This is a genomic window from Rhodococcus sp. NPDC060176 (assembly GCF_042728675.1).
GTDB lineage: Bacteria > Actinomycetota > Actinomycetes > Mycobacteriales > Mycobacteriaceae > Rhodococcus_F.
Map to the genome: position 1 here is coordinate 181,858 of NZ_JBHWYS010000003.1, position 26,450 is coordinate 208,307.

The window sequence follows — 26,450 nt, forward strand, 5'->3', positions numbered from 1 at the left end:
CGCGCGGTCGAATGAGTTCATGACTTCAACAAGTGAAATTCAATCGGCAGTGGTGATCGGTGGTACCGGCAAGACCGGTGCGCGCGTTGCGCAGAGGCTGACGGCGGTGGGAATCCGTACCCGAATCGCGTCGAGAACATCCGGGTCGCGTTTCGACTGGAACGATCAGACGACGTGGCGGCCCGCGGTGTCCGGCGCCGAAGTGGCATACGTGACGTATGCGCCAGATCTGGCTGTTCCGGGATCGAGCACACACATCGAGGAGTTTGCGAATCTCGCGGATCGCGAAGGGGTTCGCCGCATGGTGCTCCTGTCCGGGCGCGGTGAACCGGCGGCGCAGAAAGCCGAACACGTTCTCGCCGACAGCGGTCTGGAATGGGCTGTGGTGCGGGCCAGTTGGTTTGCCCAGAACTTCAGTGAGGGGTATCTGCTCGATCCGATCAGGGAAGGCCACCTGGCACTTCCGGTCGGTGAGGTGGGGGAGCCCTTCATCGACATCGACGATCTCGCCGACGTGGCGGTGGCCGCATTGACTCGAACCGATCTCCTCGGCCGAGTCCTCGAGGTGACAGGTCCGGAGTTGCTCACTTTCGCGGCAGCGGTGGATGCGATCTCGACGGCGTCGGGTCGCCGCGTGACATTCGAAAGAATTGGACTCCAACAGTTTTCCGACGATATGGCGGAAGTCGGCGTCCCGAGTGACGTCCTGGAGTTACTCACGTACCTGTTTGCCGAGGTTCTCGACGGACGGAATCAAAGCGTGACCGGCGTTGTCGAAGAGGTCCTGGGACGACCCGCTCGAGATTTCACCACCTTTGCCGCCGAGACCGCTCGAACAGGGGTTTGGTCATGAAGAAGTCCGAGATCATTCTGGAGCTACTGGTCGGCGTGACTGCACTCGGCGCGCTCGTCGCCGGTGGTGCGTTGTTTGCCTTCTCTTCCTTTGTGATGCCCGCCCTGCGGTCGTTGGATGCGCATACCGCGATCACGTCGATGCAGGCGATCAACGTCGAAGCGCCGCGTAGTGCGTTGATGCTGCCGCTGGTCGGATCGGCGCTCACCGCGATCGCCGCTGGAATCTGGGCATCGATCTCCAGACCGGACGGCTGGGTCATTGCCGTTGTCGGATGCGTCGGGGTGCTCGCGTCCTTCGCGGTGACCGCGATCTACCACGTCCCTCGCAACGACGCGTTTGCCTCGGTCAGCGCTACCGACGCAGCCGCATGGGCGTCGTACGAGGCTGGTTGGACTATGTGGAATCACGTCCGGGTCGGGTTGTACTTGCTGTCGGGAATCGTGCTCGCGATGGCCGCGGTGCTACCAGCAACAAACGCGGTGGACACGGCCCAGTAGTCTTGTACCCCGTGAGTGATGTAGAAGCCCAGCCAGTCGACGACACCCCCGAGCAGCTCCGTATTCGGCGCGAGAAGCGTGAACGGATCCTGGCGCAGGGGCAGGAGGCGTACCCGGTTTCGGTCGATCGCACCCACACGCTCGCGCAGATCCGCGCGGAGTACCCGGAACTCGAGCCGGACACGGCGACTGGTGTGTTGGTCGGAGTCGTCGGCCGCGTCATCTTCATGCGCAATACCGGCAAGCTGTGCTTCGCGACTCTGCAGGAAGGCGACGGCACCCAGCTGCAGGCCATGATCAGCCTCGCCGGCGTCGGCGAAGAGGCACTGGCTGCCTGGAAGTCCGACGTCGACCTCGGCGACTTCGTCTTCATCCACGGTGAGGTCATCAGCTCCCGTCGCGGCGAGCTCAGTGTGATGGCCGACGCATGGCAGATCGCATCCAAGTCGCTGCGCCCCCTGCCGGTTGCGCACAAGGAAATGAGCGAAGAGTCCCGGGTGCGTCAGCGTTACGCAGACCTGATCGTTCGCCCCGAGGCTCGTGACAACGCCCGCAAGCGTGTTGCTGTCGTTCGTGCGTTGCGCAATGCGCTCGAGAGCCGCGGCTTCCTCGAGGTCGAGACGCCGATGCTGCAGACGCTGCACGGCGGGGCGGCAGCTCGTCCGTTCGTCACGCATTCGAACGCTCTCGACATCGACCTGTACCTGCGTATCGCGCCGGAACTGTTCCTCAAGCGTTGCGTCGTCGGCGGTATCGAGAAGGTCTTCGAGATCAATCGCAACTTCCGCAACGAGGGCGTCGACTCCACCCACTCGCCCGAGTTCGCAATGCTCGAGACGTACGAGGCTTACGGCACGTACGACGATTCCGCGAAGATGATTCGTGAACTCGTCCAGGAAGTTGCGCAGGAAGCATTCGGCACGCAGGTCCTCACTCTCGCCGACGGTTCCGAGTACGACGTCAGTGGCGAGTGGCAGGTCCTCGAGATGTACCCGTCGCTGTCGGCGGCCATCGGCGCCGAGGTCACCCCGGATACGACGGTCGACGAGCTTCTCGCTTTGGCGGAGAAGGTCGGCCTCGAGGTTCCCAAGGACAAGGGTTACGGCCACGGCAAGCTTGTCGAGGAGCTGTGGGAGCACCAGTGCGGCGATCAGCTGTACGTGCCGACGTTTGTTCGTGACTTCCCGGTCGAGACGTCGCCCCTGACCCGCGATCACCGCAGCAAGAAGGGTGTCACCGAGAAGTGGGACCTGTACATCCGCGGATTCGAGTTGGCGACCGGCTACTCCGAACTTGTCGACCCGGTCATCCAGCGTGAGCGCTTTGTCGATCAGGCGCGCCTCGCGTCGGCCGGCGACGACGAAGCGATGGTGCTTGACGAGGAGTTCCTCGCCGCGATGGAACAGGGCATGCCGCCAACAACGGGCACCGGCATGGGAATCGATCGACTGCTGATGGCTTTGACCGGCCTCGGTATTCGCGAGACGATCCTCTTCCCGATCGTCCGTCCTTCCGCCCGCTAGCTTTACTTCGATCAAGGTTCGGCCGCACATGTTGTGGCCGAACCTTTTTCAGTTGGGACGCTCCCAAGGGATTCGGTACGGTTCGTAGTCTTCGTCCCCGTCAGATATCGGCGGTGCGGAGAACCAGATGAATCTGGGTGAGTTCTTCAGCTCGACCAGTTCAGCAGGGAGCGCTCGAAGTTGGGATTCGATTTGTTCCCAACGACATTCGCCTGCCGCCACCCTTGCTGCATAGTGGCGAAGTTCGGCTGAGGCTTCGGGTCTGTCGGCAAGAAAGTTCAGCAAGTGGTCGGTGACGTCGATCCGGGAGTCCCAGTCCCCGTCCGTGACCCGGTCCAACTTGATCGCTGCATCGGCCACCGCGGCCGCTGCTTTCATGATCTTGTCGTAGCTGCTGCGCAGCTCGGGAGGTATCTCGGAGTTCATACGGCATCAGCCCACGGATCGCGACCGGTCCCCGGGTTGTAGCCGGTCTTCGGCGTATTCAACACGCCCTCCGCATCCGCGACACCGGCGATCGACAGGCCGAGTTCGGTCTTCTTCTTCGCGTCGTCGAGTGTGTCGACGACCGGTGCGAGTAACCGTTCGGACATCTCGCTCAGCTTGCCGGATGGTGAGGTGACGAGATCGAGGAACTCCTTCAAACATTCGACCAGGACTCGGATATCGTCGACAATTTCCTGAACTTTCTGTGCGGTCGAGAATGCTGCGCTGACCAGTTCTACCGTGATGATGGATGGTCCGGCATACGGAACTCGGCGAAGAACCCATTTCATCGCCGATCTCCCGTCGGTAATTTGAACCTGATCATCGAGTTTTCGTTCCAAGAATCGAAGGGCTGATTCGACACCGCGTCGGATCTGATCCGAGAGAACGTACAGAATCTCTTTGACGACTCGACCGTGTGGGCCTTCCCATTTCAACGCTTCCGACAGTTTGCGTGAGTATCCGTCGAACGACTGGGCGGCAAGGCCGTCCCAGCTCTCGCCGACTCGCTTCGTTCCGTCTTCGAGATTCAAGCCGCATTTTTCGATGCCGTCGCCGCCGGTTTTGTATGCGTCGCCGATCCGTTTGAGCTCGTTCCAATTACCGCTCAGCGGTGCGATCAGTCGTTCCAGCGGGCTCCATCCGGTCACAATCTTGAATCCGTTGTCGACGTCTCCCACCCACCCCGCAGATTCCGCGATGACCTTTCGGATGTCGTCGGTCGCAGACTGGGGTGGTGGAAAGTCGACGGCGTTTGCCGGCTTGAACTCTGCTGGACTGTCGTACGGCACGGCGGGGCCAGATATTGGATTCTCGGAATTGTAGGGCGACATGTCCACAATTGACATTTCACTGTGCGCGTTCAGCGCATCGTAGTTTCGCTTCTCTTGATCGTGGTACATCCACGCAGCACGATTGAGATGCATGCCGGTAGTAGCGCAATCGGATGCCAAGTTGGCATAGCGGCGGTAGGTGACATCGGTGTACGCCTGGAGTGGCGTTGAGAGTAGTCGCATCAACTCGCCATCAAAATCTCCGAACGGAGCGGTGTGGTGCAATACCAAGCGACAGCCGACGCCAGCGTCCATTGAGATTTGATCTACGAGGTTTGCAACCCCGGCGATTTGCCTCGGGCTAGCACGAAAAGTTTCACCCATTGCAGCATCCTGCGGTGTGGTGAATCGACTCTATGATGCGGTCGGCGACAGCGCGGTCGAGAGAGTTTTCAAACCCTTCATCGATGCGGATCATGAAGATCATGACCTCGGCTGTGGCGTAACTGGGTGTTGCGACGATGTCGAATGTTGCGGAGGGCGGGTCGCATTCGTTGTCGGCGGGGATATTTGTTGCGGTTGCTGTGTATCGGATCGCAGGGCGTCCGGAGATGGTGAATTCGGTGGGCTTGCTGTATGCGATGTTGGCGGTGTTGCCCTTTTTGTCGGTGAAGATTGCTTGGGCTTTGTGGACCCATTCTTGTGCTGCGGTGTCGATGTCGACGCCGTTCCGTCCAGTCGCTCCCGTCATCGCGAGTTTTGCGCCGTCGGAAGCCTCGCAGAAATCGTAGGCATATTCGCCGATCGCACCGAAGGCGATCAATCCCTCTGCCGAGCTCCATCCGGCAATTGCGTCCGAACCGTTACGCCAGTCTGGCGGAATGTCGTATGTGAGGCCGAATTTGGTGGCTATGGGTTGGGGTTGGCCGGGTTCGACCTCGATTTTGGGTGGTGGTCGATCCAGTGATGGGAATCCCGGTGGCAGTGGTGGGGGCGGCGTTGTGCTTGTGGTGTTGACGGGTGGGGCGAGTGCGGTTGCGAGTGATTCCGCTGGTGGGAGTTCGTCGGTGTGTGCGTTGCTGATGTGTCCCATGATGAAAAAGAATGCGTAGAGTCCGGCGATGGCTCCGCCGATTCGCAGTAGCGCTCGGTAGAGGTCTTTTCTCGAGCCGTCTTCTGTCATGATTCCCCCGTCTGGATGCATCCCCCGATGCGTTGCGTGGACTTTACCGTCTACCGCGCAACGACGTCGTAGGCGGTAATGCGTCAATCTGTTGTTCGACGGATTGTTGAAATGATTTGCTCGATCGAGCCCTGGTCGAGGGCGTTAGGCAGTCCCTGATCTGACTGGACAAGGAAGACCATGACCTCGGCTGTGGAGTAACCGGGTGTGGTGACGACATCGAATTCTGCTGAGGGCGGATCGCATTCGTTGTCCGCCGAGATATTGGTGGCGATTGCGGTGTATCGGATCGCAGGGCGTCCGGAGATGGTGAAATTCGTGGGTCCGCTGTAAGCGATGCTGGCGCGAGTGCCGTTCTTGGCGGCGAAGATTGCCTCGGCTTTGTGGACCCATTCTTGTGCTGCGGTGTCGATGTCGACGCCGTTGCGCCCTGTGGCCCCAGTCAGGGCGAGGGTGCTGCCATCAACGGCCGAGCAATAGTTTCTTCTGTACTGGCCGAGCGCACCAAATGTAACCGGACCCCATTTCGTATTCCATCCAGCGACTGAGGTTGCGGCGTTCTTCCAGTCGGCCGGGATGTCGTATGTGAGGCCGAATTTGGTGGCTATGGGTTGGGGTTGGCCGGGTTCGACCTCGATTTTGGGTGGTGGTCGATCCAGTGATGGGAATCCCGGTGGCAGTGGTGGGGGCGGCGTTGTGCTTGTGGTGTTGACGGGTGGGGCGAGTGCGGTTGCGAGTGATTCCGCTGGTGGGAGTTCGTCGGTGTGTGCGTTGCTGATGTGTCCCATGATGAAAAAGAATGCGTAGAGTCCGGCGATGGCTCCGCCGATTCGCAGTAGCGCTCGGTAGAGGTCTTTTCTCGAGCCGTCTTCTGTCATGATTCCCCCTCCGGATGCATCCCCCGATGCGTCGCGAAGAGTGTATCGGCACTGTCCTTGTCGCAAGACAAGTCGATAGGCATACCCGGCGGAGATCAGTCCCAATCATCCGGACGAGCCAAGACAGGACGTTTGTCCAGGTGCTATTGTCGCTGCTTATCGAAGGATCCGGGGAGGAATGGTCGTGGTGAAAAAGGTTGTTGTCACGATGGTTGACGATCTGGACAAGAAATCGCCCGCTGACGAAACTGTCGAGTTTTCCGTCGACGGAGTTGCATACGAAATCGATCTGACCGCCGCCAACGCCGCGGAACTGCGTGATGCACTGAAAAAGTGGATTCCCCATGCAAGAAAGTCGAATTCAGCCAAATCGGTCAACGGATCGGTGACCAAATCGCGCCCGGTTGCCGACCGCGATCAGAGTGCCGCCATCCGTGAATGGGCCAAGGGAGCGGGTTTCGAGATCTCGGCCCGGGGACGCATTTCCACCGAGGTGCGCCGAGCCTACGAAAAGGCCGTCTGAAATGGATCGCGAATGGATTCGGGCGCATTTTCCCGAAACGGATTGGTAACGCGTTCTAGTTTGTTAGCGTCTGCACGGTTCGCATCTCTCTCAGAGGAGTCGGTCGTGCACAGAATCAGGTTGTTCGGGGGCGTGGTTCTTGCCGCTCTGATGCTCGTCGGGTTCACATCCGTGGCTTCGGCTCAGGCTCCGTTGCCCGTGCCCAACGCATTCCTCGCAGGAGTTCCTCAGGAGTTGGGAAATCCTGGCGGTTCAGCTCCTGGATCCAATGACTTTTCATGCAAACCGACTGCCGAACATCCCAATCCGGTTGTGCTCGTTCACGGAACCGGCGGGAACAGGCAGACCAACTGGGCCACCTATGCGCCGTTGCTCGCCAACGAGGGCTACTGCGTCTTCGCGCTGACGTACGGCAACTTCCCCGAGCAGCCGTGGCCGTTGTCAGCAATCGGTGGAATGCAGGAAATTCCCTCCAGCGCAGCGCAATTGTCGAATTTCGTCGATCAAGTTCTCGGCGCAACCGGCGCAACGTCGGTGGATCTCATCGGCCATTCGCAAGGCACGATCATCAACGGGTACTACGCGAAGTTCCTCGGCGGTGCTGACAAAGTGGACAACATCGTCTCGGTGGCGTCGCTGTGGAAGGGAACGCTCGGAAACGAGCAGGCAAGTGTCGGCCGCAGCCTTCGCGAACTCGGGGTATCCGAGGCAGCGCAGGCCGGATTCCCGATCTGCAAGGCGTGCCTGAACATGGGGTCCGGTTCGGAGTTCATCGAAAATCTCCGTGCGGGAGGCGTTTACGCGCCGGGCGTTCACTACACGAACATCACGACTCGCTACGACGAACTGGTGCTGCCGTATACAAATGGGCTGGAGCCTGGGCCGAACGCCACCAACATCGTCGTTCAGGACAATTGTGAACAAGACATCTCCGATCATCTCGCCATCGCGGCGTCGTTGCGCGCCGCGACTTTTGCTCTCAATGCACTCGACCCCGCGCATCAGCGGCCGGTACCGTGCAACTCGGTATTGCCCGTCGTGGGTTGATCAATATGCGGAGGCCTTCGGTGGGGATCAGAACATGTGTGGGCGCTCTCGCTCTGGCGGGAGCCGTGGCCGCGTCCGCCACATCTCTTGCGTCGGCGAACGAACCTCTCCCCGTACCGTCGGGTTTCCTCAGTGGCATCGCCCTCGAAGCGATCAACCCGGGCGGATCGGCTCCCGGCACCAACGATTTCTCGTGCAAGCCTTCCGCTGCTCATCCTGATCCGGTAGTCCTCGTGCACGGGACGGCAGCCAACCGTCAGACCAACTGGGGCGTACTCGCACCCGTACTGGCCAACGAGGGGTACTGCGTTTTCGCGCTCACCTTCGGGAATCGAACGGACCAGCCGTGGCCGATTTCCGCAGCCGGTGGTCTCGCGCCACTCGGAGACAGCGCAGGGCAACTGTCGGAATTCGTCGACGACGTCCTCTCGTCGACGGGTGCCTCGAAGGTCGACCTGATCGGACACTCTCAGGGAACGACGGTCAGTGCGTACTACGCCAAGTTCCTCGGCGGCGACGCGAAGGTTTCCACGATCGTCTCCATCGCTCCGTTGTGGGACGGCTCGGAGGTCGGCCCGCCCGAAGGCGTCGGGGGACCGGATTTCGACAACGCCACCTTCGTGACCGAACTGCGCGACGCCGGCGTTTACTCCGACGACGTCGAGTACACCAACATCGTGACTCGGTTCGACCAAGTGGTCGTTCCGTACAGCAGCGGAATACTCGCCGCGTCGAACGCGTCGAACATAGTTGTTCAGGACGGTTGCGAACAGGACCTGTCGGATCACATCGCGCTGGTGGCGTCGCAACGAACAGCGACTCTGACGCTCAACGCGCTGGATCCGTCGAATCCGCGTGAGGTGCCGTGCGCTCGGGTACTCCCGATATTCGGCTGATCAGGCGTCGAAAATCGCTGTTCGCTTCAGGCGTACAGGAACCGGGAAACGATTCCCTCAGCTGCGACGTTGTGAACGGTAAGCAGTCCGGCTTCCGCCGCCAATCGGGTGGAGGAGCAGCAGGTGGACTTCGCGCCCTCTAGAGTAATAAGTGGGGTCGTGCAACCTTTGTCGATTCGTGGACGTCAGTCCGCTGACCGGCGAGGCGATCAGTCTGTAGTGCCGGAGCGAAACGCGGCGACCAGGGACGAGACATCCGGTCTCGAACCTGCCCGCCGGAGAGTGTGAGGGAGAGCGATGTTCGAGAGGTTCACCGATCGCGCGCGGCGCGTTGTTGTCCTGGCTCAAGAAGAAGCCAGGATGCTCAACCACAACTACATCGGCACGGAGCACATTCTTCTCGGCCTCATTCACGAGGGCGAAGGTGTCGCAGCCAAGTCGTTGGAGTCGTTGGGTATCTCCCTCGAGGGAGTCCGCAGCCAGGTCGAGGAGATCATCGGCCAGGGCCAGCAGGCTCCGTCCGGTCACATCCCCTTCACACCGCGCGCCAAGAAAGTCCTCGAGCTGAGTCTGCGCGAAGCGCTGCAGCTCGGACACAACTACATCGGTACGGAGCACATCCTGCTCGGTCTCATCCGCGAGGGTGAGGGCGTAGCAGCCCAGGTTCTGGTCAAGCTCGGTGCCGATCTCAACCGCGTCCGCCAGCAGGTCATCCAGCTGCTGTCGGGCTACCAGGGCAAGGAGCCCACCGAAACCGGTGGCACCCGCGGAGAGGCCGGCACGCCGTCCACCTCGCTCGTGCTCGACCAGTTCGGTCGCAACCTGACGCAAGCTGCCCTCGAAGGCAAGCTGGACCCGGTCATCGGCCGCTCGAAGGAAATCGAGCGTGTCATGCAGGTTCTCTCGCGTCGTACCAAGAACAACCCGGTTCTCATCGGTGAACCCGGTGTCGGTAAGACCGCTGTGGTCGAGGGCCTGGCTCAGGCAATCGTCAACGGTGAGGTCCCCGAGACCCTCAAGGACAAGCAGCTGTACACGCTCGACCTCGGGTCGCTCGTGGCCGGCAGCCGTTACCGCGGTGACTTCGAAGAGCGCCTGAAGAAGGTTCTCAAGGAGATCAACACCCGCGGCGACATCATCCTGTTCATCGACGAGCTGCACACCCTCGTGGGTGCGGGCGCGGCCGAGGGCGCTATCGACGCGGCCTCCATCCTCAAGCCCAAGCTTGCCCGCGGTGAGCTGCAGACCATCGGTGCCACCACTCTCGACGAGTACCGCAAGTACATCGAGAAGGATGCCGCTCTCGAGCGTCGTTTCCAGCCCGTTCAGGTGGGCGAACCAACCGTCGAGCACACCATCGAGATCCTCAAGGGTCTTCGTGACCGCTACGAGGCTCACCACCGTGTCTCCATCACGGACGGTGCGCTCGTGGCAGCTGCGACGCTGGCCGACCGCTACATCAACGACCGCTTCTTGCCGGACAAGGCGATCGACCTCATCGACGAGGCGGGCGCGCGAATGCGCATCCGTCGGATGACTGCACCGCCGGACCTGCGCGAATTCGACGATCGCATCGCCGACGCGCGTCGCGAGAAGGAGTCCGCGATCGACGCGCAGGACTTCGAGAAGGCCGCGAACCTGCGTGACAAGGAGAAGACCCTCGTCGCTCAGCGCGCCGAGCGTGAGAAGCAGTGGCGTGCGGGCGACCTCGACGTCATTGCCGAGGTCGACGACGAGCAGATCGCCGAAGTTCTGGGTAACTGGACCGGCATCCCCGTCTTCAAGCTCACCGAGGAGGAGACCACTCGTCTGCTCCGCATGGAAGAGGAACTGCACAAGCGGATCATCGGCCAGGAAGAGGCAGTCAAGTCCGTCTCGAAGGCGATCCGTCGTACGCGTGCAGGTCTGAAGGATCCCAAGCGTCCCTCGGGCTCGTTCATCTTCGCCGGCCCGTCCGGTGTCGGTAAGACCGAGCTCGCGAAGTCGCTCGCCAACTTCCTGTTCGGCGACGACGACGCTCTGATCCAGATCGACATGGGAGAGTTCCACGACCGCTTCACCGCTTCGCGTCTGTTCGGTGCCCCTCCCGGGTACGTCGGATACGAAGAGGGCGGCCAGCTCACCGAGAAGGTGCGCCGCAAGCCGTTCAGCGTTGTGCTGTTCGACGAGATCGAGAAGGCACACCAGGAGATCTACAACACCCTCCTGCAGGTGCTCGAGGACGGCCGTCTCACAGACGGTCAGGGACGTACCGTCGACTTCAAGAACACGGTGCTGATCTTCACGTCCAACCTCGGTACTTCGGACATCTCCAAGGCAGTCGGCCTGGGCTTCAGCTCGGGAACGGGCACGGAGTCGAACTACGAGCGCATGAAGCTCAAGGTTCACGACGAGCTGAAGAAGCACTTCCGTCCCGAGTTCTTGAACCGTATCGACGACATCGTCGTCTTCCATCAGCTCACGAACGAGCAGATCGTTCAGATGGTCGACCTGATGCTCGCTCGCGTCGAGGCGGCTCTCAAGAACAAGGACATGGCCATGGAGGTCACCGACAAGGCCAAGTCGCTTCTGGCCAAGCGCGGATTCGATCCGGTACTGGGTGCACGACCGCTGCGTCGTACCATCCAGCGCGAGATCGAGGACCAGATGTCCGAGAAGATCCTTTTCGGAGAGATCGGACCGGGTCACATCGTGCTCGTCGACGTCGAGAACTGGGACGGCGAAGGCTCGGGCGAGGACGCGAAGTTCACGTTCACGCCTACCAAGAAGCCGATCGACGTGCCGGACGCACCGCCGATCGAGCTGACCAAGGCCGGCGAAAGCGAAAGCGCAGCAGAGTAGTACAGCAGAGTAAGTAACGAACGGGCGGCACCTCACCGGTGCCGCCCGTTTCGTGTACCACGGGAGAGGATGTGCACATGAACGACATCGAACTGGGTCATCTGCGCCGTTGCGTCGAATTGGCTTCGGAGGCATTGGATGCCGGTGACGAACCTTTCGGTTCCGTCCTGGCAGCGGCCGACGGAACCTTTCTGGCGGAGGATCGAAACAGGATTGCGGGCGGCGACAACACTCGCCACCCCGAGTTCGAGCTGGCGCGGTGGGCGGCTCAGTACCTGACGCCGGAAGAGCGCTCCACAGCAACGGTGTTCACCTCGGGCGAGCACTGCGCGATGTGTTCGGCAGCGCACGCATGGGTGGGACTGGGACGTATCGTCTACATCTGTTCTTCGGCCCAACTAGGCGACTGGCTCGAGGAGTGGGGTGTGGCTCCGGCGCCGGTGAAGTCTTTGTCCGTCAACGAGGTAGCGCCGAACATCCCGGTCGAAGGCCCGGTATCGGAGTTGGTTCCGCAGGTGCGAGAGCTGCATCGGAAGTTGCATTCGCAGAGCGCTTGACGGGCACACAAACGGGCGGCACCTCGCTGGAGGTGCCGCCCGTTTGCGTGTCGAGTCAGGAAACTGCGTCGACTGCTCGAACCTTCTCTCGCAGTTCACCCTTGACGACCTTGCCGCTTGCATTACGCGGCAGCGCTTCCACGACGACGATGTCCTTCGGGTGCTTGTAGCGCGCGAGCCGATCATTGAGGAAGATGCTCAGCTCCTCGATGGTCAGGTCTACGGCTGAACCTGGCGCCATCGCGACGATTGCGACCGGCACCTCGCCCCACTTGGCGTCGGGACGACCGACTACGGCGGCTTCGACGATCAATTCGTGTTCGTAGAGGACGTTTTCGACCTCGGCGCAGTAAATGTTCTCTCCACCAGAGATGATCATGTCCTTCTTGCGGTCGACGACGTACACAAAGCCTTCATCGTCGACGCGAACGAGATCGCCCGAGTGGAACCAGCCACCGTGGAAGGCGTCAGCGGTGGCGGTGGGGTTGTTCCAGTACTCGCTCATCATCGTGGGCCCGCGGTAGACGATTTCGCCGATCTCACCGGGCGTCACGTCGTCCATGTTCTCGTCGACGACCCTGGCCGAGATGGTTGGGATGACCCGACCGACGGATCCGAGCTTACGAATCGCATCCTCGCCGTCGAGAACGCAAGTGATGGGCGACATCTCGGTCTGACCGAAGACTGCGACATTGAACGCGTCGGGGAAGGTTTCGGCCATTGCCCGCAGGATCGTGTCGGACGACGGTGCGGCACCCCACGAGATGTTCTTCAGTGACAGTGCTCGAGGTTGCGCCTTCTGCACTGCGCACACGGCCTGCCATTGCACGGGCACGAGGAACAAACTGGTGACCTTCTCGGCTTCCAGAATGTCGAGTAACTGACCCGGGTCGAACGCGCCGACCGGGTGGATCACCGTGGTAGTGCCGAGTTGCAGGCTCGGTGCGATGGAACCGAGGGCCGCGATGTGGAACATGGGCGAGGCGCAGAAGCCGATGGAATCGGCATTGAACAAGTGGAAGGCCCTGATGCAGGTCAATGCTTGCGAAGACAGGTTCGAGTGGGAAAGCACCGAACCCTTGGGGCGACCGGTGGTTCCCGAGGTGTACATGATGAGAGCCGGAGTGTCGTCCGGGATGTCGACGAACGCGTGCTTCTCGCCGTCTTCGCTGATCAAGTCCTCGTAATTCAGGCTGTCACCCTCAGCGGGGGCGCCCACGGTGATGGAGATGTCGATCCCCTCGGACGCGGCGCGCGCAGCTCCGGCCAGCGGAGCCAACGGTCCCTCGGCGACAATGACTTTGGAGCCGGAGTCGTTTACCAGGTAAGCGACCTCGGGTGGTGTCAGACGGAAGTTCACCGGAACAGCGATCGCGCCCAGTGCGTTGGTCGCGAGCACGACCTCGAGGTATTCGGGGCGGTTGAGCATCAGGATGAGCACGCGGTCGCCGAAGCTGACGCCGCGTCGGGCAAGAGCGTCTGCCAGCTTCTCGACGCGTGCGTCGAGGGTGCTCCAGGTGATGGAATCGCCCAGGAATCGCAGCGCGGTGCGATCGGGAATCATCTGCGCATGCCTGGCGATCTGATTGTTCCAGTTGGTGCGGCGTGAACGCTGCGCCTCGGAGACTGCATCGGTGGAGGCCATCGATGGGTTCCTCTCATGCGTGGGTGATTGTGTGACTCAGGCTACAGTGAGCCGTCGAAGTGCACAGTGGTTTTGTTAACACAAATTCGCAGCGGTCACTGGAAGTGCGGTGCACGCTTCTGGAGCATCGCCATCGCGCCTTCTTTGAAGTCCTCGCCAGTGAGAAGTTCTGCCTGACCGGTATTTTCGAGCTCCAGGGCGGCGTCGAGGCGGTCCAACGTAGCCGCATTGAGTGCGCGTTTGGTGAGTTCGAGGGCGCGTCGGGGAGCCTTCGACGTGCGATCGGCGATCGACTGGATGTGTGCGTCGAACGCGTCGTCGGAGACGGTGCGGGACACGAGCCCGAAACGCTCGGCGTCCTCGGCGGAAACCCGCTCGCCCAGCAACGCCATCTCGGCCGCGCGGGCGCGTCCGATCGCCGCCGGTACCAGCGCGCTGGCACCGCCGTCGGGCATCAGACCGACGTTGACGAACGAGAGAAGGAAGTAGGCGCTCGACGCTGCGTACGTCAGATCCGCGGCTAGGGCGATGGATACACCGACGCCGGCGGCCGGGCCGTTGACCGCAGCGATCACCGGGACCGGGGCGCTGGTGATGGCGCGAATCAGAGAAGTTGCCGCATCCATGACGACCTTCGGGTCTGCGGGGTTGACGGCCGCTGCGGCGAGGTCGGCTCCGGTGCAGAACGCGCGACCGGAGCCGGTGATGACGATGGTACGAACTGCCGGGTCTGTGCCGCCGTCGTGGACGGCGGCCGCGAAAGCGTTCATCGTGGGCAGATCGATCGCGTTCATGCGCTTGGGGCGATCGAAAGTCAATCGCAGTACGCCGTCGGTGATTTCGGAGCGGAAGCCAGCCTCGGCAGTGGCGGTCATGCCGCGCTCACCGCCGTCACGAATCCGGAAAGCCGTGAGGTGATGATGTGTTCGGCCTCCGACACCATACGGTCGATCATGTCGGCGACGGTCGGGATGTCGTTGATCAATCCCTGGCTTTGGCCGGCCGACCAGATGCCTGCATCGAGATCGCCGTCTTCGAAGACCTTGCGTCCGCGTGCTCCGGCGACCAGATGCTGAATGTCGCTGAACTCTGCGCCGCCGCGTGCCTCGATGTCGACGACCTCTGCGCTGATCGCATTCGCGGCCACGCGTGCCGTGTTGTGAAGGGTCCGGAAGATCAGCTTGGTATCACGCTCGGTGTTTGCGACAATCTTCTCTTTAACCGATTGTGCTACAGGGGATTCCACGGTGCACATGAATCGAGTTCCCATGTTGACACCGTCCGCTCCGAGAGCAAGAGCCGCAACGAGTCCTCGGGAATCTGCGATTCCGCCCGAAGCGATCACGGGAATCGTGAGTTGCTGCGTGGCAGCCGGAATCAGAATCAGCCCTGGTATGTCGTCCTCGCCCGGGTGCCCGGCGCATTCGAAGCCGTCGATGCTGACGGCGTCGACGCCCAGTCTCTCGGCTTTGACCGCATGTCGAACTGCAGTGCACTTGTGGATAACTTTCACGCCCGCGTCCTTGAAATGCGGAAGATGATCGATCGGATTGGAACCGGCGGTTTCGACGATCTTGATCCCGGATTCGATGATCGCCTGGCGGTATTCGGCGTACGGCGGCGGCGTGATCGACGGCAGAATAGTGAGATTGACGCCGAAAGGCTTGTCGGTGAGATCGCGGGTTCGAGCAATTTCCTTGACGAGGTCTTCCGGTGTGGGTTGAGTGAGGCCCGTCAAGAACCCGAGGGCGCCGGAATTTGCCGTGGCCGCAACAAGTTCTGCTCGTCCCACCCACATCATGCCCCCCTGCACGATGGGATGGTCAACGCCGAACATTTCGGTGAAGCGAGTGCGAATCATCTGCTCACAACTACTTTCTTACGGTCGGTCATTCGGCATCGAACCCTCTTGCAGGCGAAGAAAACCTCACGCCGCAGGGAACGAGCCCGCTAGCGGACTTCGTGCGAGGTTATGCGAATCGTCACTAACATAACACCGCTGAGAGAGCGGGTGTCAAGACTCTTTTTGCGGAATCCGTCCGTCGCAACACCTGCGTTGTAGGGTTTCGGGTGAAGCTGTACCGGGCGCGAATTGCGACTTTCGTGACGGTTACCATGATCCGTTCGGGCTCGCGCCTGTGAAAGAGCGGTGCAGCGGACGAAGGAAGTAGAAGAGGAAAGCAACGGAAGTGGAGGGTTTGGTGCCCGGACAGACGCGCGTCTCCGTGCGCGGCAGTGAACCTGCACCACGGACGCGTCCGAAGAATCGGAAGGCGCAAATCGCGGCCGCTGCCGCGGAGGCGTTCAGCGAACGTGGCTACCACGCGGTCGGTATCGACGAGATCGCAGCGAAGGTCGGAATCTCCGGGCCGGCCCTCTACCGTCATTTCCCCACGAAATACGCGCTGTTCGTCTACACGGTGAACAACCTGACGCAGGCGTTGTTGGATGCCAGCGATCCAGCGGTGCACCGAAACGAAGATCCACGCGAGCAGTTGAACTCCACGATGGTGGGTGTCATCCGCGCAACGATCGAGAATCGGCGCAGGGGAGGGCTCTACCGTTGGGAGGGGCGCTACCTGGTCGACGAGGATCGTGAGCAATTGCGGGTGGGAATGCGCACGCTCAATCTTCGGATCGCCGAACCGCTTGCCGCAGTGCGTCCCGAACTCGATCCGGCCGATGTAGAGCTGATCGCACCGGCCGTGCTCAGTGTGATCGCCAGTATCACCGGACACCGATCGGCGTTGTCCGCCAAGCAGATCGAAGCGCTGATTCTTGCGGCATGCTGGTCTGTCATCGGCGTCGAATTGCCCGTTGGTGAGGAGGATGGCGCGAGGGTAGTGGCGTCCGAACGCAAACCCGGCCTCGCCCGGACGTCGAAACGTGAAGTGCTGCTTCAGGAAGCAGTTTTGCTGTTCTATCAGCGCGGCTACCACGACGTGAGCATCGAGGAGATCGGTGCCGCGGCGGGTATCAATGCGTCGAGCGTGTATCGGCACTTCGCGAGCAAGGCCGACCTACTTGCTGCTGCATTCCACCGGGCGTCCGATCGTCTGACGATGACGTTGGGTTCGGCCTTGGCGGAGTCGGAGACTCCTCTCGCGGCCGTCGAGACGTTGGCGAAGATGTACGTCGAGGTTTCATTCGGGACCAGCGAACTGTTGGCCGTGTACTTTGCCGAGATCGGCAGCTTGCCGGATCGATCACGGACCGAGTTGCGCAACATTCAGCGGCTCAATGTCGAGGAGTGGGCGCACCTGTGCGTCGAGGCACGGCCGGAGTTGACGATCGTCCAAGCGCGGTTCCTCGTCCATGCGGCGCTCGGACTGGTCTTCGATATCGGCCGTATCGTTCACTTTTCCTCCGAGAACTCCGCGCAGGCGCGCGTCGAGAAACTGCTGTCTGCGACGCTCCTCGGGTAGAGCAGTCCGAAACAGTAGGTGTGACTTCACGTATCGCGGGTAGGTTCGTGATCGCAAGGCGTTCACCGAATCATGTGAAGACGGAAGTAGGGACAGCAATGCCAACTCGTACCGCACGCACCGCCTGGAACGGCACCCTCGAGGCCGGATCGGGACAGGTGGAACTCACCAGCTCGGGCGTCGCCACCTTCGACGTGTCGTTCCCCAAGCGCGCAGCTGAGGAGGCCGGCGGAACCACCAGCCCCGAGGAACTCATCGCCGCGGCGCATTCGTCCTGCTACGCGATGCAGTTGTCGGCCCTGATCGCCGAGGCCGGCGGAACCCCGCAGAGCCTCGACATCACCGCGGACGTGTCACTCGGCCCTGACACGGTCGGCTTCAAGCTCACCGGAATCAAGCTCACCGTTCGCGCCGAGGTCGACGGCCTCGACGCCGACAGTTTTGCCAAGGTTGCCCAGGCGGCAAAGGAAACCTGCCCGATCAGCAAGGCACTGACCGGCGTCGACATCACGTTGGACGCGGCCCTGGACTGATCATCTCGTGCTCGGGCGCCCCCTCCGGCGCCCGAGTGCGGTGGTGTGTGACGACCAGGTAGCTCGCGAACAGTATCGGGAGCACCCACAGATCCGAGGGATCGCGAAAGACCACGATCGGCAAGAGATCTCCGCGGAATCCTCCTGCGGTCAGGCGGAGAAACCCGATCACCCACTCGTACGCGTCGCCGATCGGCGGTACCACCTTCACGGCGGCGAAGCCGATTCCCGTGACTGCGATGGACCAGGCGATCGCTGCTCGCCCCACCAGGCTTCGCCTGAGCACCTCGAGAACCGAGAGAAGAAGCAGGGGAAACAGGAACACACCGGCGACGTCGGACAGCTTGCCCGTCATCGTGTTCCCGAAGGCTCCTTTGAGTACGTGGTCGTTGACCAAGATGACGGCCACCGAGACCAGCGCCCACGGACTCAGCAGCAGATCGCCCGGACGGTTCACGACAGGTTGATCGTTGCCGAGCCGGACGAGAACAGATCGCACTTGAACTGAAGGCGCAGACCGGTGGCGGCTTCGGGGACCTCGTACGCCAATTCGCCTCGCTTGGCAGCGCCCGGCGCAAGTTCTCCGTCGACACTCGACGTGCTGCTGTCGGTGAACGTGATGTTGTACGACTTGTTTGCCGAGTCCTGCAGTTCGAAGCACATCATCGACGAGACCGTCGACGGCTTGTCGCTGTTGTTGGTGACCTCGGTGTCGACGACGACGTAGCGGTTTCCGGGATCCGCGGTGATGAACTGATTGGTCGAGACGTAAGGATCGACAACGCCGTGTACCTGGACGCGCCAGTCGCCCAGTTCGACGACGTCACCGATACCGAACGCAGTTGCAGGTGCGGCGGACGAACCGTTGTCGTCGACCTTCTTCGCTTCGTCTGTTTCGCCCGAGGCGATGGTGGCGAACAGGGCTGCGCCGACGGCGAGGAGGGCGAGGGGAGTGCGGAGTGATCGCATGATGTGCGCCTTTCGAGAGTTGGTATGGCACAAGTCAACGATGTGGGGACCGCTCACCGCTTCAGTCGAAAGATCGGGGCGCCTCATCCTTTCGGTCGGAGCTTGACTGTTCGTCCACCCGTTCGGCTGATTCGAGGCGTCGGTGGCGATCGATACGCTTACTCGGTGATCACTACCAAAGGAACTGTTGTGCGACGACGCGTGTGGACTACCGCCGCTGTCGCGTTCAGCCTTTTCTGTTCCTTCATGACGGTGGGCATCGCAGGCGCGTCGGGAAATATGCCACCGGTATTGGTCGGGATCGGGTTCGTCCTGGGCGTGGCCGGTGGGATATCTCTTGTCTGGCGCCATCAACATCCCTGGGTGGTTCTGGCGATCACGCTTGTCGGCCCGCTGTTCTTCCCCACCGATGCGACGGCGGCGCTCATCGCGTTGTTCGCCGTTGCTCGGATCGCTCGTGGACCTCGGCTTGCAGCCGCTGCGGCAGCTGTCTTCGTCGTTTGCGGAATTTCGTTGACCTACGACGCTTTTCGAAATCGTGAGTACTCCGTCCTCACGATGGGAACGATGAAACCCAAGGACGGTTCGGCGGTAGTTCAATATGACATCGCCATCTGGATCCCGTGGCTCGTCGCAGCCGTCATGGTCGGCATCGTCGTGGCGCTCTCGCTCCTGATTCGGACTAGAACCGAACTCGTCGAGGCCGAACACGTACGGGATCTGGCCACTGAGAAAACAGACGTGATGCGCGACGAGATGATTCGCACCGAAGAGCGAACGCGGATCGCTCGCGACATGCACGACACGATCGCGGCCAGTCTGAGTCGGATTTCGTTGTTCGCCGGTGGGTTACAGGTCAGCGCGGCAGACAATCCCGAGAAGGTCGTCAACACCGCTGCGATGATCAGAACCACCGCGCACGAGGCTTTGGACGAATTGAAGGGAATCGTCGGAGTGCTCAGGGGAAGCGGTGATCGTCGCGAACACGGCGGGCATCAGGGGATCGACGCGATCGGTGATCTGGTCAACAGCGCACGCGCGGCAGGAATTCACTGCCGTCTCGAATCGGAGTTGCTCCCGGGTGATGTCGGAATGTTGGCGGGGCACGTCTGTTATCGCGTCGTGCAGGAGTCGTTGACCAATGTCCAGAAGTACGCGAGCGACCAGATGCTCGTCATTTCGGTCACCGGGTCGCCGCACGACGGAATTCGCATTCTTGCACGCAACAAGCTCAGCGAGCTTGCACCCATGACGTCGATCGGTTCGCGATCAGGTCTACGAGGGTTGGCCGAACAGGCGCGAGAGATCGGCGGCAAGGTCGAGGCAGGCGCGCTGGGGGACGATTTCCTCGTCAGTTGCTGGGTGCCCTGGTCGTCGTAGCCCGCCTAGCTCTAACTGTCGGGGCCACTGGGTAATCTGAGCGCACTATGGACGCTGACTCGCGCATCACAGTTTTGATCGTCGACAACGACGCCTGGGTTCGGCGCGGAATGAAGGACATCCTGGAAGCAGCGCCGGACATCGTGGTGGTTGCCGAGGCCGAGGACGGCGATCAGGTCGCAGCCAAGGTCACTCGTTTTCGTCCGCACGTGGTGTTGATGGATCTGAAAATGGCACGGGTGGGCGGCTTGGCGGCCACCCGAGAACTGATGACCATGAGCAATCCGCCGAAGGTCATCGCGATGACGGCCTTCGATGTCGACGACATGGTCGTGCAGGCAGTCGAGGCGGGCGCGCACAGTTTCCTGAGCAAGGATGCGGCGCCGGAGGCGTTCCAGCAGGCAGTACGGGTGGTTGCGTCGGACCACTCGTTGTTCAGCTCCGATTCTCTACGCGCCATCGTGGCCTCGTCGCCGCGTCGGCAGGCACCCGACCTCACTCCGCTCGCTTCGCTCACCGATCGCGAGCGTGAAGTGCTGACAATCCTGGCGACGGGCGCTGCCAACAGCGTCATCGCGGAACGGCTGTACCTCGGTGAGACCACCGTCAAGACGCATATCTCTTCGCTGTTCGCCAAGCTCGGCGTGCCCAACCGGGTGAGTGCGTCGTTGATCGCGTTCCGGTGTGGCCTGGTCACGTGACTCGGGACTAATCCCGCCCCTGTTTGTTGTTGCACCTTCGGTGACTGATCAAATCGTGATTGACCAAGACGTGACCATCGAAGTGTGGTCGGACGTTGCTTGTCCGTGGTGCTACATCGGAAAGACCAGGTTCCTCTCGGCTCTGGATCGTTTCGAGAACAAGGACCGCGTCAACGTCATCTGGCGTTCGTACCAGCTCGCTCCGGAGACTCCGGTGGGAGAAGGACGCACCGAACTCGACGCCCTGGTCGAGATGAAGGGTATGGCGCCTGATCAGGTGCGTCAGATGTTCGCCCACGTCAGCGCGACGGCAGCCGAGGTCGGGTTGACCTTGGACTTCGAAACCGTGATCGCCGCCAATACCTTTGATGCACACAGGTTGCTGCATCTCGCAGGCGAGCGGCAGAACGAACTCCTCGAAGCGCTGTTCAAGGCTCACTTCAGCGACGGCAAGGTGATCGACGACCGTGAGGTGCTGGTCGAGCTGGCAGTAAGCGTCGGCCTCGACGCCGATGTCGTGCGCGAGCAACTCGACTCCGATGCCGCCGCGGAGGCGGTACGCGAGGATCTGTCCATGGCGCGCCAACTCCAGGTCAGCGGCGTCCCGTTCTTCGTCGCCAACCGTGCGGTCGCAGTATCCGGCGCTCAGCCCGAAGAGGTGTTCTTGCAGTTGCTTACTCAGGCCTCCGAACCGGCCTGAGTACGGCGAGCGGCACGAACTGCCGGCGCGTTCGAGAACGGCAACAGATGTGCGCCGTCGTCGGGGCAGGAGAGCGTGACCTGTGCTGCATCGACGAACCGGTACGGCTGCGCCGCAACAACTCCGGCAAGGTTCTTTCGCAGACGCGACATCTCGGCCCGCGCGGTCACCGTGCGGGCCGGATCTCCGAACAGATCCTGCGCCAACCGAGATGCCGTCAGTCCGCGCCTCTCGGATCCGAGGAGGAACAAAATCTCCGCATGCCGCTGGGTCGGGGAGTACGCCCATTCGCCCAACCCCGACGTGACGGTCACCGACATGTTCTCGGAATCGCGCAGATCGATATGCACCGTGGGGGCGGTGATTTTCTCGCCGGTGGTGATCGGCCGAACCAGCCACCCGCCGGGAAGCGGATCCAGTTCGCACAGGCCCAGGGCGGGGAACCACGTCCTGCCGGGAGCCAAAGCTGCGGGGAGCAGCACGCGCGAGCGGTGGGGTAGCGCGTCGACCGCCGCTACCCAGCCATGGGTATCGATCACCAATGCAGGTGATCCGCTCCGTGCAAGCATCGGTCCTGCAACAGAACGTAATTGATCGAGATTGTCCCGATGCTTGTCGCGCAGGTGTGATTGGGCAAGACGTGCGACGGCGTCGACCAGAGCCAGTGTGGTGGGGTGGACGGTCTTGGCGGGACCACTGATGTCGACTACGCCGATGACACGGTCGTCCCGCGGATCGCGGATGGGTGCCCCAGCACAGGTCCACGGATGATGGCTGCGCGCATAGTGTTCCGCCGAGAAGATCTGAACCGCCTGACGTGACACCAGTGCCGTTCCGATGGCATTGGTGCCGACGCTGTCCTCGGCCCAGTTCGCCCCTTCGACAAATCCCAGCCTCGCGGCCTGGTCCAGTACACGATGGGACCCGCTGCGCCACAGCACAGTTCCGCGAAGATCCGCGACGACCATGATGTTTTCGCCGCTTGCGGTGACCGATTCGAGTCCGCGCGTGACGTCGTCGAGCACGTCGTACAGTCCGGACTCACGGCGGCGGAGATCGAGTTCGGCCACGTCCATGGACGGTTCGACCCGGTTGTGCTCGGGGTCGATACCTAACTCGCGCAGGCGTTGCCACGATTGGCGTACCACGTCCCGGGGGCGGGCCGGTGCGCGGTCTCCGGCCATCGTCGCGTCGTACACCGCGGCGAGGGTCCTCGCGTAGTCGCGAGGATCCTCACCGGGTGGCATCGCGGGCTCGGGCATCCGCTTTTTTGGCGAAGGCGCCGTTTTCAGTGAAGACACCGCGGTCAGCGGTAAACGAGGCCGCCGTCGATGAGACCGGCCTGCCCGGTCATGTAGTCGGAGTCGGGCCCGGCCAGGTACGAGACGAATCCTGCTACGTCGTCCGGGGTTTCAGCGCGCCCCAGAGCAATTCCGCCGACGAACTTCTCGTAGGTGGCGCCCTCCGGCGCACCGGTCAGTTCGGCGAATCTCTTGTCGATCGTCACCCACATATCGGTACCCACAACGCCGGGGCAGTACGCGTTGACGGTGATTCCGTCCGATGCGTATTCCTTGGCCGCAGCCTGTGTGAGTGCTCGGACCGCGAATTTTGTTGCGCTGTAAACACCTAACATGGCGAACCCGTCGTGGCCGGCGATGGACGACGCGTTGATTATCTTTCCGCGCTGACCGAGCGCCTGGAACTTTGCCGCTGCGGCCTGAATTCCCCACAGGACGCCGTCGACGTTAACGCTCCAGATTTTGGAAACCTCTTCCGGCGTCGCGTCGGAGATCGGGCCGACGAGAGCGATTCCCGCGTTGTTGACGATGACGTCGAATCCGCCCAATTCCTGGTGTGCGTGTTCGACGGCTGCGTTGACCTGCGCTCGATCGCTGACGTCGGCGACAAAAGTGGTTGTGCGACGCCCGATCCGTCGAATCTCGTCGGCAACCGCATCCAGTTTGGTCTGGTCGAGGTCGACCAACGCGATGTCGGCGCCGTCGTGGGCGAGGCGGAGTGCGATTCCGCGTCCGATGCCTTGGCCGGCGCCGGTGACCAGTACTACCTTGCCCGTGATGCTCATGCAGTTTCTCCTCGTAAGCAGTGAACCGGTTGCCTGGGAACCGGTGAGTGATTTGTATGTGACGGCGACCACAATGCGGAAGGGTTGCACCGTGTTGCAATTCCGGAAAATCGGACGGCGCTTGCAACCCTCGGCAACCCTCCCGGTGCCCCGCGCAACAGCTTCATAGTTGCGCCACCACTTCGCGAATCATCTTGCGAGACAATCTGGGAGAGGGAACATGACCGCTACAGTCGACACACCCACAGAACCGGCGACGCCGAGCCGCCAGCCGTCACGCCGCTGGATCGGGTTCGGGATCGCCAACCTCGTGATCGTTCTCGTGCTGGCCGTGGCGAGTTGGTACCTTCTGGCCGATCCGACCACCAGTCCGTGGAATTTCTACCCATTGCCGTTCAATGCGGCGCTTTTCTGGGCGATCCTCTTTGTGGTGTTCATCGGCTTCAACTGCGAGTTCGCCGGCTTCGATCGACTTCCGCAGCCGGTGAAGGGCCTGGCGATCATGGTCGCGACCGCGGTCTTCGCCGTCGTGGTGACGTGGCTCCTGGCAAACGGCTTGGGGAGCCTGTACCCGGATTTCGCGGCCGATCGTGAGGGCGGCCTCGGCTATTTCGCGGGTGCGCTGTTCGTGCTCTTCGGCTTCGGGACCTGGGTGATGGTGGTCCTGAACTGGCAGCATTGGCCGTGGACTTCCCTGGGGATGAAGCAACCGCTGGTGGGGTTGTGTGAGATCGCGTTTGTCGCCGTCCCGACGTTGGCGCTCTACTTCGTGTTCGGCCTGCCGTCCGTGTCGCTCTCCGCCACCGATCCGTTGATGACCGTCGACACCGTACTCGGGTGGTTCTACTGCGTCGTGGTGGTCGTGATCTTGACCGGCCAAACGCTCGACAACTGGCCGTGGAGACTGTTCGGCGGCGGCGGAAAGACGGCACTCGCAGCCACGATCGGCAACTTCGCCCTGGGAACAGGCTTGTACTTCGTGGCCATTCCGGTCGTGAAGGCGCTGTTGGGAAGCGATGCAGTTGCCGAATTGGGCGGCGTGGTGCATCAGTTCCCCGCGCAGCTCGGTGTGTGCTGGGCCTTCTGGATGATCTTCTGGGCCAACGCCTTCGGTAACAAGCCGACGGGTTTTGCGGACGGGGTCAACTTGGCGATCCGCGCGGTGCTCACGTTTGCGCTGGCGGTGGTTACCTTCTTGTTCTACTACCGTTTTGCGGCAGAGCACATTCTTCACGAACCGGCAGTCGCCGACGGGTTGCACGGCAATGCACTGGGTTTCGTGGACTGGGCCGTGCTGTGGACGTTGTTCTACGTCGTCGGATTTCAGTCGCTGGGACTCGGCAAACTGAGGCCTGCCGAGGGGTGACTCGGTTGCCCGCACGACAGTGCGGGCAACCGACAGCGGTCAGCTCGCCGCGGCAGTCGCAGGCTCTGCGGGTATTTCGATCCGGGAAGACATCTTTCGAAACGGAATCGACAACGCGATCGCTGCGGCGATCAATGCGGCCCCACAACTGATCAGCAGGCAGATCCGGAATCCGGCTTCCGACGGCAGAGTGTGGTCACCCACCTGGACGGTCATCTGCGCGAGAACTACACCGATGACAGCGGCGCACATCGACGTGCCGATCGAGCGCATCAAACTGTTGAATCCGTTGGCGGCGGCAGTGGCAGACGGCGGTACCGCGCCCATGATGAGGGCAGGCATGGCGCCGTACGCAAGACTGATGCCGGCGTTGGCAATACAGGCGACGATCAGCAGTCCCCATGTCGAGCCCATCAGCAGCATCGAAGACCCGTACCCGAGGGCGACCACGAGGATGCCCGTGAGGAGTGTGAACTTCGGTCCGCGCAGTGCGGAGAGCCGTGCGCCGAGCGGTGACACCGCCATCATCACGAATCCGGGCGGAGCCATCCACAATCCCATGGCCAACATCGACTGTCCCATGCCGTATCCCGTGGACTCGGGCAGTTGCAGGAGTTGCGGGATGATCAAGAACTGTCCGTACATCGCGAATCCGGCTGCAACGGAGGCGAGATTGGTCAGTAGCACCTGTGGCCTCGCAGTGACACGTAGATCGACGAGCGGCTCGTCGGTGCGTCGTTCGAACCAGATCCAGGCGAAAAGAACGATGATCGTTGTGGCGAACAAGCCCACGGTGGTGACGCTTGTCCAACCCCAGGTGCCGCCCTTCGATATGGCCAGGAGGAGGGAAACCAGGCCGACTCCGAGCCCGACCCCGCCGACCAGGTCGAACCGTCCGCCGGCCTCGTGTACCGGAGTTGCCGGAACGAAGAACCAGGTCAGGATCAGAATCAGCACACTGAGCACCGCAGATCCCCAGAAGAGAGCCCGCCAGCTTGCATTCTCGGCTACCACCGCGGCGATCGGCATACCGAGTGCACTGCCGATTCCCATCGACGAACTCATCAGTGCGATCGCAGAATTTACCCTTTTCGGCGGAAGCAGATCGCGCAGCGCGCTGATACCGAGCGGGATCAGGCTGGCGCAGGTGCCTTGCAATCCGCGACCGATCACCATCGGAACGACCGAATTGGCGGTTGCGCAAATGATCGATCCGGCAATGAGTGGGATTGTGAAGATCAGAATCATCTGTCGCTTGCCGTACAGATCGCCGAGTCGACCGGCTATCGGAGTGGCGACGGCGCCCGCCAGCAGAGTTGCGGTGACGACCCACGACGCGTTCGATGCCGTCGTGTTCAGCAGTTTGGGTAGATCTGCGATCAACGGGACGACAAGCGTCTGCATGAGTGCGGCGACGATGCCGACGAAAGCCAGGACGACGACGAGTCCACCAGGTCGGACGCCGGGTGCTGACCGCTCGGCGGTAGCGCTCACACTTGGCATGCGTGTCTCCTGTGCGGGTCGAGGGTGGTTGGCGATGCGAAGGATTCGCATCATCGAAGCGGTTTGAATCGTACATACCGTT

General features: G+C 61.7%; 26 protein-coding genes. 14 read left to right on the plus strand and 12 right to left on the minus strand.

Annotated features, from left to right (window positions below; translation table 11 throughout):
* Positions 1 to 19: 19 nt before the first annotated feature.
* The 3 genes from ACFWEM_RS15760 to lysS are packed head-to-tail and all read left to right on the plus strand — an operon-like array spanning position 20 to position 2,876.
* Complete coding sequence (locus ACFWEM_RS15760) at positions 20 to 853, plus strand: NmrA family transcriptional regulator (protein WP_378534896.1); 834 nt, start codon at positions 20 to 22, stop codon at positions 851 to 853.
* On the plus strand, positions 850 to 1,353 hold the full coding sequence (locus tag ACFWEM_RS15765; RefSeq protein ID WP_378534898.1) for a DUF1772 domain-containing protein: 504 nt from the start codon (positions 850 to 852) through the stop codon (positions 1,351 to 1,353). Before ACFWEM_RS15760 ends, ACFWEM_RS15765 begins: the two co-directional genes overlap by 4 nt.
* Before the next feature lie 11 nt (positions 1,354 to 1,364).
* Complete coding sequence (gene lysS / locus ACFWEM_RS15770) at positions 1,365 to 2,876, plus strand: lysine--tRNA ligase (protein ID WP_116057298.1); 1,512 nt, start codon at positions 1,365 to 1,367, stop codon at positions 2,874 to 2,876.
* A gap of 48 nt (positions 2,877 to 2,924) precedes the next feature.
* Here the strand turns inward: lysS and ACFWEM_RS15775 are convergent, their stop codons facing one another.
* The 4 genes from ACFWEM_RS15775 to ACFWEM_RS15790 all read right to left on the minus strand — a co-directional run bounded on the left by ACFWEM_RS15775 (position 2,925) and on the right by ACFWEM_RS15790 (position 6,196).
* Positions 2,925 to 3,302: a hypothetical protein gene (locus ACFWEM_RS15775; RefSeq protein ID WP_378534900.1), complete on the minus strand. Its 378-nt coding sequence runs from the start codon at positions 3,300 to 3,302 to the stop codon at positions 2,925 to 2,927.
* Positions 3,299 to 4,195 (minus strand): hypothetical protein, encoded by an 897-nt coding sequence (locus ACFWEM_RS15780; RefSeq protein ID WP_378534902.1) that lies wholly within the window; start codon positions 4,193 to 4,195, stop codon positions 3,299 to 3,301. The genes ACFWEM_RS15775 and ACFWEM_RS15780 overlap by 4 nt, the downstream gene beginning before the upstream one ends.
* 316 nt (positions 4,196 to 4,511) lie before the next feature.
* Positions 4,512 to 5,318: a hypothetical protein gene (locus ACFWEM_RS15785; RefSeq protein ID WP_378534904.1), complete on the minus strand. Its 807-nt coding sequence runs from the start codon at positions 5,316 to 5,318 to the stop codon at positions 4,512 to 4,514.
* 83 nt (positions 5,319 to 5,401) lie between these two features.
* Positions 5,402 to 6,196 (minus strand): hypothetical protein, encoded by a 795-nt coding sequence (locus ACFWEM_RS15790; protein ID WP_378534906.1) that lies wholly within the window; start codon positions 6,194 to 6,196, stop codon positions 5,402 to 5,404.
* Between the two features lie 184 nt (positions 6,197 to 6,380).
* Between ACFWEM_RS15790 and ACFWEM_RS15795 the strand changes: the two genes are divergently transcribed.
* From ACFWEM_RS15795 to ACFWEM_RS15815, 5 genes are all read left to right on the plus strand, one after another.
* A complete protein-coding gene (locus tag ACFWEM_RS15795; protein WP_283307103.1) occupies positions 6,381 to 6,719 on the plus strand; it encodes an Lsr2 family protein in 339 nt (112 codons plus the stop codon).
* 105 nt (positions 6,720 to 6,824) lie between these two features.
* On the plus strand, positions 6,825 to 7,766 hold the full coding sequence (locus ACFWEM_RS15800; protein ID WP_378534908.1) for an esterase/lipase family protein: 942 nt from the start codon (positions 6,825 to 6,827) through the stop codon (positions 7,764 to 7,766).
* A gap of 5 nt (positions 7,767 to 7,771) precedes the next feature.
* Positions 7,772 to 8,662 carry an esterase/lipase family protein gene (locus tag ACFWEM_RS15805; RefSeq protein ID WP_378534910.1) on the plus strand — a complete coding sequence of 297 codons (891 nt, stop codon included), beginning with the start codon at positions 7,772 to 7,774 and terminating at the stop codon, positions 8,660 to 8,662.
* 297 nt (positions 8,663 to 8,959) lie between these two features.
* Positions 8,960 to 11,503: an ATP-dependent Clp protease ATP-binding subunit gene (locus ACFWEM_RS15810; RefSeq protein ID WP_003945604.1), complete on the plus strand. Its 2,544-nt coding sequence runs from the start codon at positions 8,960 to 8,962 to the stop codon at positions 11,501 to 11,503.
* Between the two features lie 77 nt (positions 11,504 to 11,580).
* Positions 11,581 to 12,060 carry a nucleoside deaminase gene (locus tag ACFWEM_RS15815; protein WP_378534912.1) on the plus strand — a complete coding sequence of 160 codons (480 nt, stop codon included), beginning with the start codon at positions 11,581 to 11,583 and terminating at the stop codon, positions 12,058 to 12,060.
* 55 nt (positions 12,061 to 12,115) lie between these two features.
* Here the strand turns inward: ACFWEM_RS15815 and fadD5 are convergent, their stop codons facing one another.
* From fadD5 to ACFWEM_RS15830, 3 genes are all read right to left on the minus strand, one after another.
* Positions 12,116 to 13,705 (minus strand): fatty-acid--CoA ligase FadD5, encoded by a 1,590-nt coding sequence (gene fadD5 / locus ACFWEM_RS15820; RefSeq protein ID WP_378534914.1) that lies wholly within the window; start codon positions 13,703 to 13,705, stop codon positions 12,116 to 12,118.
* Between the two features lie 95 nt (positions 13,706 to 13,800).
* Positions 13,801 to 14,580 carry an enoyl-CoA hydratase gene (locus tag ACFWEM_RS15825; protein ID WP_378534916.1) on the minus strand — a complete coding sequence of 260 codons (780 nt, stop codon included), beginning with the start codon at positions 14,578 to 14,580 and terminating at the stop codon, positions 13,801 to 13,803.
* Entirely contained in the window at positions 14,577 to 15,566 is a 990-nt protein-coding gene (locus ACFWEM_RS15830; protein WP_378534918.1) for an NAD(P)H-dependent flavin oxidoreductase, read from the minus strand. The genes ACFWEM_RS15825 and ACFWEM_RS15830 overlap by 4 nt, the downstream gene beginning before the upstream one ends.
* A gap of 340 nt (positions 15,567 to 15,906) precedes the next feature.
* Here ACFWEM_RS15830 and ACFWEM_RS15835 point away from each other — a divergent pair, with 340 nt between their 5' ends.
* Positions 15,907 to 17,130 (plus strand): TetR/AcrR family transcriptional regulator, encoded by a 1,224-nt coding sequence (locus ACFWEM_RS15835; RefSeq protein WP_378534920.1) that lies wholly within the window; start codon positions 15,907 to 15,909, stop codon positions 17,128 to 17,130.
* A 98-nt stretch (positions 17,131 to 17,228) separates the two neighbouring features.
* Positions 17,229 to 17,663 carry an OsmC family peroxiredoxin gene (locus tag ACFWEM_RS15840; RefSeq protein ID WP_378534922.1) on the plus strand — a complete coding sequence of 145 codons (435 nt, stop codon included), beginning with the start codon at positions 17,229 to 17,231 and terminating at the stop codon, positions 17,661 to 17,663.
* Here the strand turns inward: ACFWEM_RS15840 and ACFWEM_RS15845 are convergent.
* Together ACFWEM_RS15845 and ACFWEM_RS15850 are read right to left on the minus strand one after the other, a co-directional pair.
* Positions 17,638 to 18,120, minus strand: a complete 483-nt coding sequence (locus ACFWEM_RS15845) for a hypothetical protein (protein ID WP_378534924.1) — start codon at positions 18,118 to 18,120, stop codon at positions 17,638 to 17,640. The genes ACFWEM_RS15840 and ACFWEM_RS15845 overlap by 26 nt on opposite strands.
* Positions 18,117 to 18,632, minus strand: a complete 516-nt coding sequence (locus tag ACFWEM_RS15850; protein ID WP_378534925.1) for a DUF4352 domain-containing protein — start codon at positions 18,630 to 18,632, stop codon at positions 18,117 to 18,119. The genes ACFWEM_RS15845 and ACFWEM_RS15850 overlap by 4 nt, the downstream gene beginning before the upstream one ends.
* A 24-nt stretch (positions 18,633 to 18,656) precedes the next feature.
* On the opposite strand from ACFWEM_RS15850, the gene ACFWEM_RS15855 reads away from it, so the two are divergent.
* Genes ACFWEM_RS15855 through ACFWEM_RS15865 form a run of 3 tightly spaced genes read left to right on the plus strand, consistent with a single transcriptional unit; the run spans position 18,657 to position 21,413 of the window.
* Positions 18,657 to 20,012: a sensor histidine kinase gene (locus ACFWEM_RS15855; RefSeq protein ID WP_378534926.1), complete on the plus strand. Its 1,356-nt coding sequence runs from the start codon at positions 18,657 to 18,659 to the stop codon at positions 20,010 to 20,012.
* 47 nt (positions 20,013 to 20,059) lie between these two features.
* Positions 20,060 to 20,713 carry a response regulator gene (locus ACFWEM_RS15860; protein WP_378534927.1) on the plus strand — a complete coding sequence of 218 codons (654 nt, stop codon included), beginning with the start codon at positions 20,060 to 20,062 and terminating at the stop codon, positions 20,711 to 20,713.
* A 55-nt stretch (positions 20,714 to 20,768) separates the two neighbouring features.
* The gene (locus ACFWEM_RS15865; RefSeq protein ID WP_223257813.1) at positions 20,769 to 21,413 is read left to right on the plus strand and encodes a DsbA family protein; all 645 of its coding nucleotides are present in this window, start codon (positions 20,769 to 20,771) and stop codon (positions 21,411 to 21,413) included.
* Here ACFWEM_RS15865 and ACFWEM_RS15870 read toward each other — a convergent pair.
* Positions 21,392 to 22,660, minus strand: a complete 1,269-nt coding sequence (locus tag ACFWEM_RS15870; protein ID WP_378536151.1) for a GAF domain-containing protein — start codon at positions 22,658 to 22,660, stop codon at positions 21,392 to 21,394. The two genes, ACFWEM_RS15865 and ACFWEM_RS15870, sit on opposite strands and share 22 nt — an antisense overlap.
* A gap of 59 nt (positions 22,661 to 22,719) precedes the next feature.
* Complete coding sequence (locus tag ACFWEM_RS15875) at positions 22,720 to 23,499, minus strand: acetoin reductase (protein WP_378534928.1); 780 nt, start codon at positions 23,497 to 23,499, stop codon at positions 22,720 to 22,722.
* 220 nt (positions 23,500 to 23,719) lie between these two features.
* Between ACFWEM_RS15875 and ACFWEM_RS15880 the strand changes: the two genes are divergently transcribed.
* Positions 23,720 to 24,865 (plus strand): hypothetical protein, encoded by a 1,146-nt coding sequence (locus ACFWEM_RS15880; RefSeq protein ID WP_378534929.1) that lies wholly within the window; start codon positions 23,720 to 23,722, stop codon positions 24,863 to 24,865.
* Positions 24,866 to 24,904: 39 nt separating this feature from the next.
* Here the strand turns inward: ACFWEM_RS15880 and ACFWEM_RS15885 are convergent, their stop codons facing one another.
* Positions 24,905 to 26,368: an MFS transporter gene (locus ACFWEM_RS15885; protein ID WP_378534930.1), complete on the minus strand. Its 1,464-nt coding sequence runs from the start codon at positions 26,366 to 26,368 to the stop codon at positions 24,905 to 24,907.
* Positions 26,369 to 26,450 lie beyond the last annotated feature (82 nt).

Bases quoted from the DNA above. Each gene is read 5' to 3' on its own strand.
- ACFWEM_RS15810 (WP_003945604.1), top strand. From the start codon at position 8,960: ATGTTCGAGAGGTTCACCGATCGCGCGCGGCGCGTTGTTGTCCTGGCT.
- ACFWEM_RS15775 (WP_378534900.1), bottom strand. From the start codon at position 3,302: ATGAACTCCGAGATACCTCCCGAGCTGCGCAGCAGCTACGACAAGATC.
- fadD5 (WP_378534914.1), bottom strand. From the start codon at position 13,705: ATGGCCTCCACCGATGCAGTCTCCGAGGCGCAGCGTTCACGCCGCACC.
- ACFWEM_RS15840 (WP_378534922.1), top strand. From the start codon at position 17,229: ATGCCAACTCGTACCGCACGCACCGCCTGGAACGGCACCCTCGAGGCC.
- ACFWEM_RS15860 (WP_378534927.1), top strand. From the start codon at position 20,060: ATGGACGCTGACTCGCGCATCACAGTTTTGATCGTCGACAACGACGCC.
- ACFWEM_RS15830 (WP_378534918.1), bottom strand. From the start codon at position 15,566: ATGATTCGCACTCGCTTCACCGAAATGTTCGGCGTTGACCATCCCATC.
- ACFWEM_RS15880 (WP_378534929.1), top strand. From the start codon at position 23,720: ATGACCGCTACAGTCGACACACCCACAGAACCGGCGACGCCGAGCCGC.
- ACFWEM_RS15815 (WP_378534912.1), top strand. From the start codon at position 11,581: ATGAACGACATCGAACTGGGTCATCTGCGCCGTTGCGTCGAATTGGCT.
- ACFWEM_RS15855 (WP_378534926.1), top strand. From the start codon at position 18,657: ATGGCACAAGTCAACGATGTGGGGACCGCTCACCGCTTCAGTCGAAAG.
- ACFWEM_RS15870 (WP_378536151.1), bottom strand. From the start codon at position 22,660: ATGCCACCCGGTGAGGATCCTCGCGACTACGCGAGGACCCTCGCCGCG.
- ACFWEM_RS15805 (WP_378534910.1), top strand. From the start codon at position 7,772: ATGCGGAGGCCTTCGGTGGGGATCAGAACATGTGTGGGCGCTCTCGCT.
- ACFWEM_RS15790 (WP_378534906.1), bottom strand. From the start codon at position 6,196: ATGACAGAAGACGGCTCGAGAAAAGACCTCTACCGAGCGCTACTGCGA.
- ACFWEM_RS15780 (WP_378534902.1), bottom strand. From the start codon at position 4,195: ATGTCGCCCTACAATTCCGAGAATCCAATATCTGGCCCCGCCGTGCCG.
- ACFWEM_RS15760 (WP_378534896.1), top strand. From the start codon at position 20: ATGACTTCAACAAGTGAAATTCAATCGGCAGTGGTGATCGGTGGTACC.
- ACFWEM_RS15875 (WP_378534928.1), bottom strand. From the start codon at position 23,499: ATGAGCATCACGGGCAAGGTAGTACTGGTCACCGGCGCCGGCCAAGGC.
- ACFWEM_RS15765 (WP_378534898.1), top strand. From the start codon at position 850: ATGAAGAAGTCCGAGATCATTCTGGAGCTACTGGTCGGCGTGACTGCA.
- ACFWEM_RS15850 (WP_378534925.1), bottom strand. From the start codon at position 18,632: ATGCGATCACTCCGCACTCCCCTCGCCCTCCTCGCCGTCGGCGCAGCC.
- ACFWEM_RS15785 (WP_378534904.1), bottom strand. From the start codon at position 5,318: ATGACAGAAGACGGCTCGAGAAAAGACCTCTACCGAGCGCTACTGCGA.
- ACFWEM_RS15885 (WP_378534930.1), bottom strand. From the start codon at position 26,368: ATGCCAAGTGTGAGCGCTACCGCCGAGCGGTCAGCACCCGGCGTCCGA.
- ACFWEM_RS15825 (WP_378534916.1), bottom strand. From the start codon at position 14,580: ATGACCGCCACTGCCGAGGCTGGCTTCCGCTCCGAAATCACCGACGGC.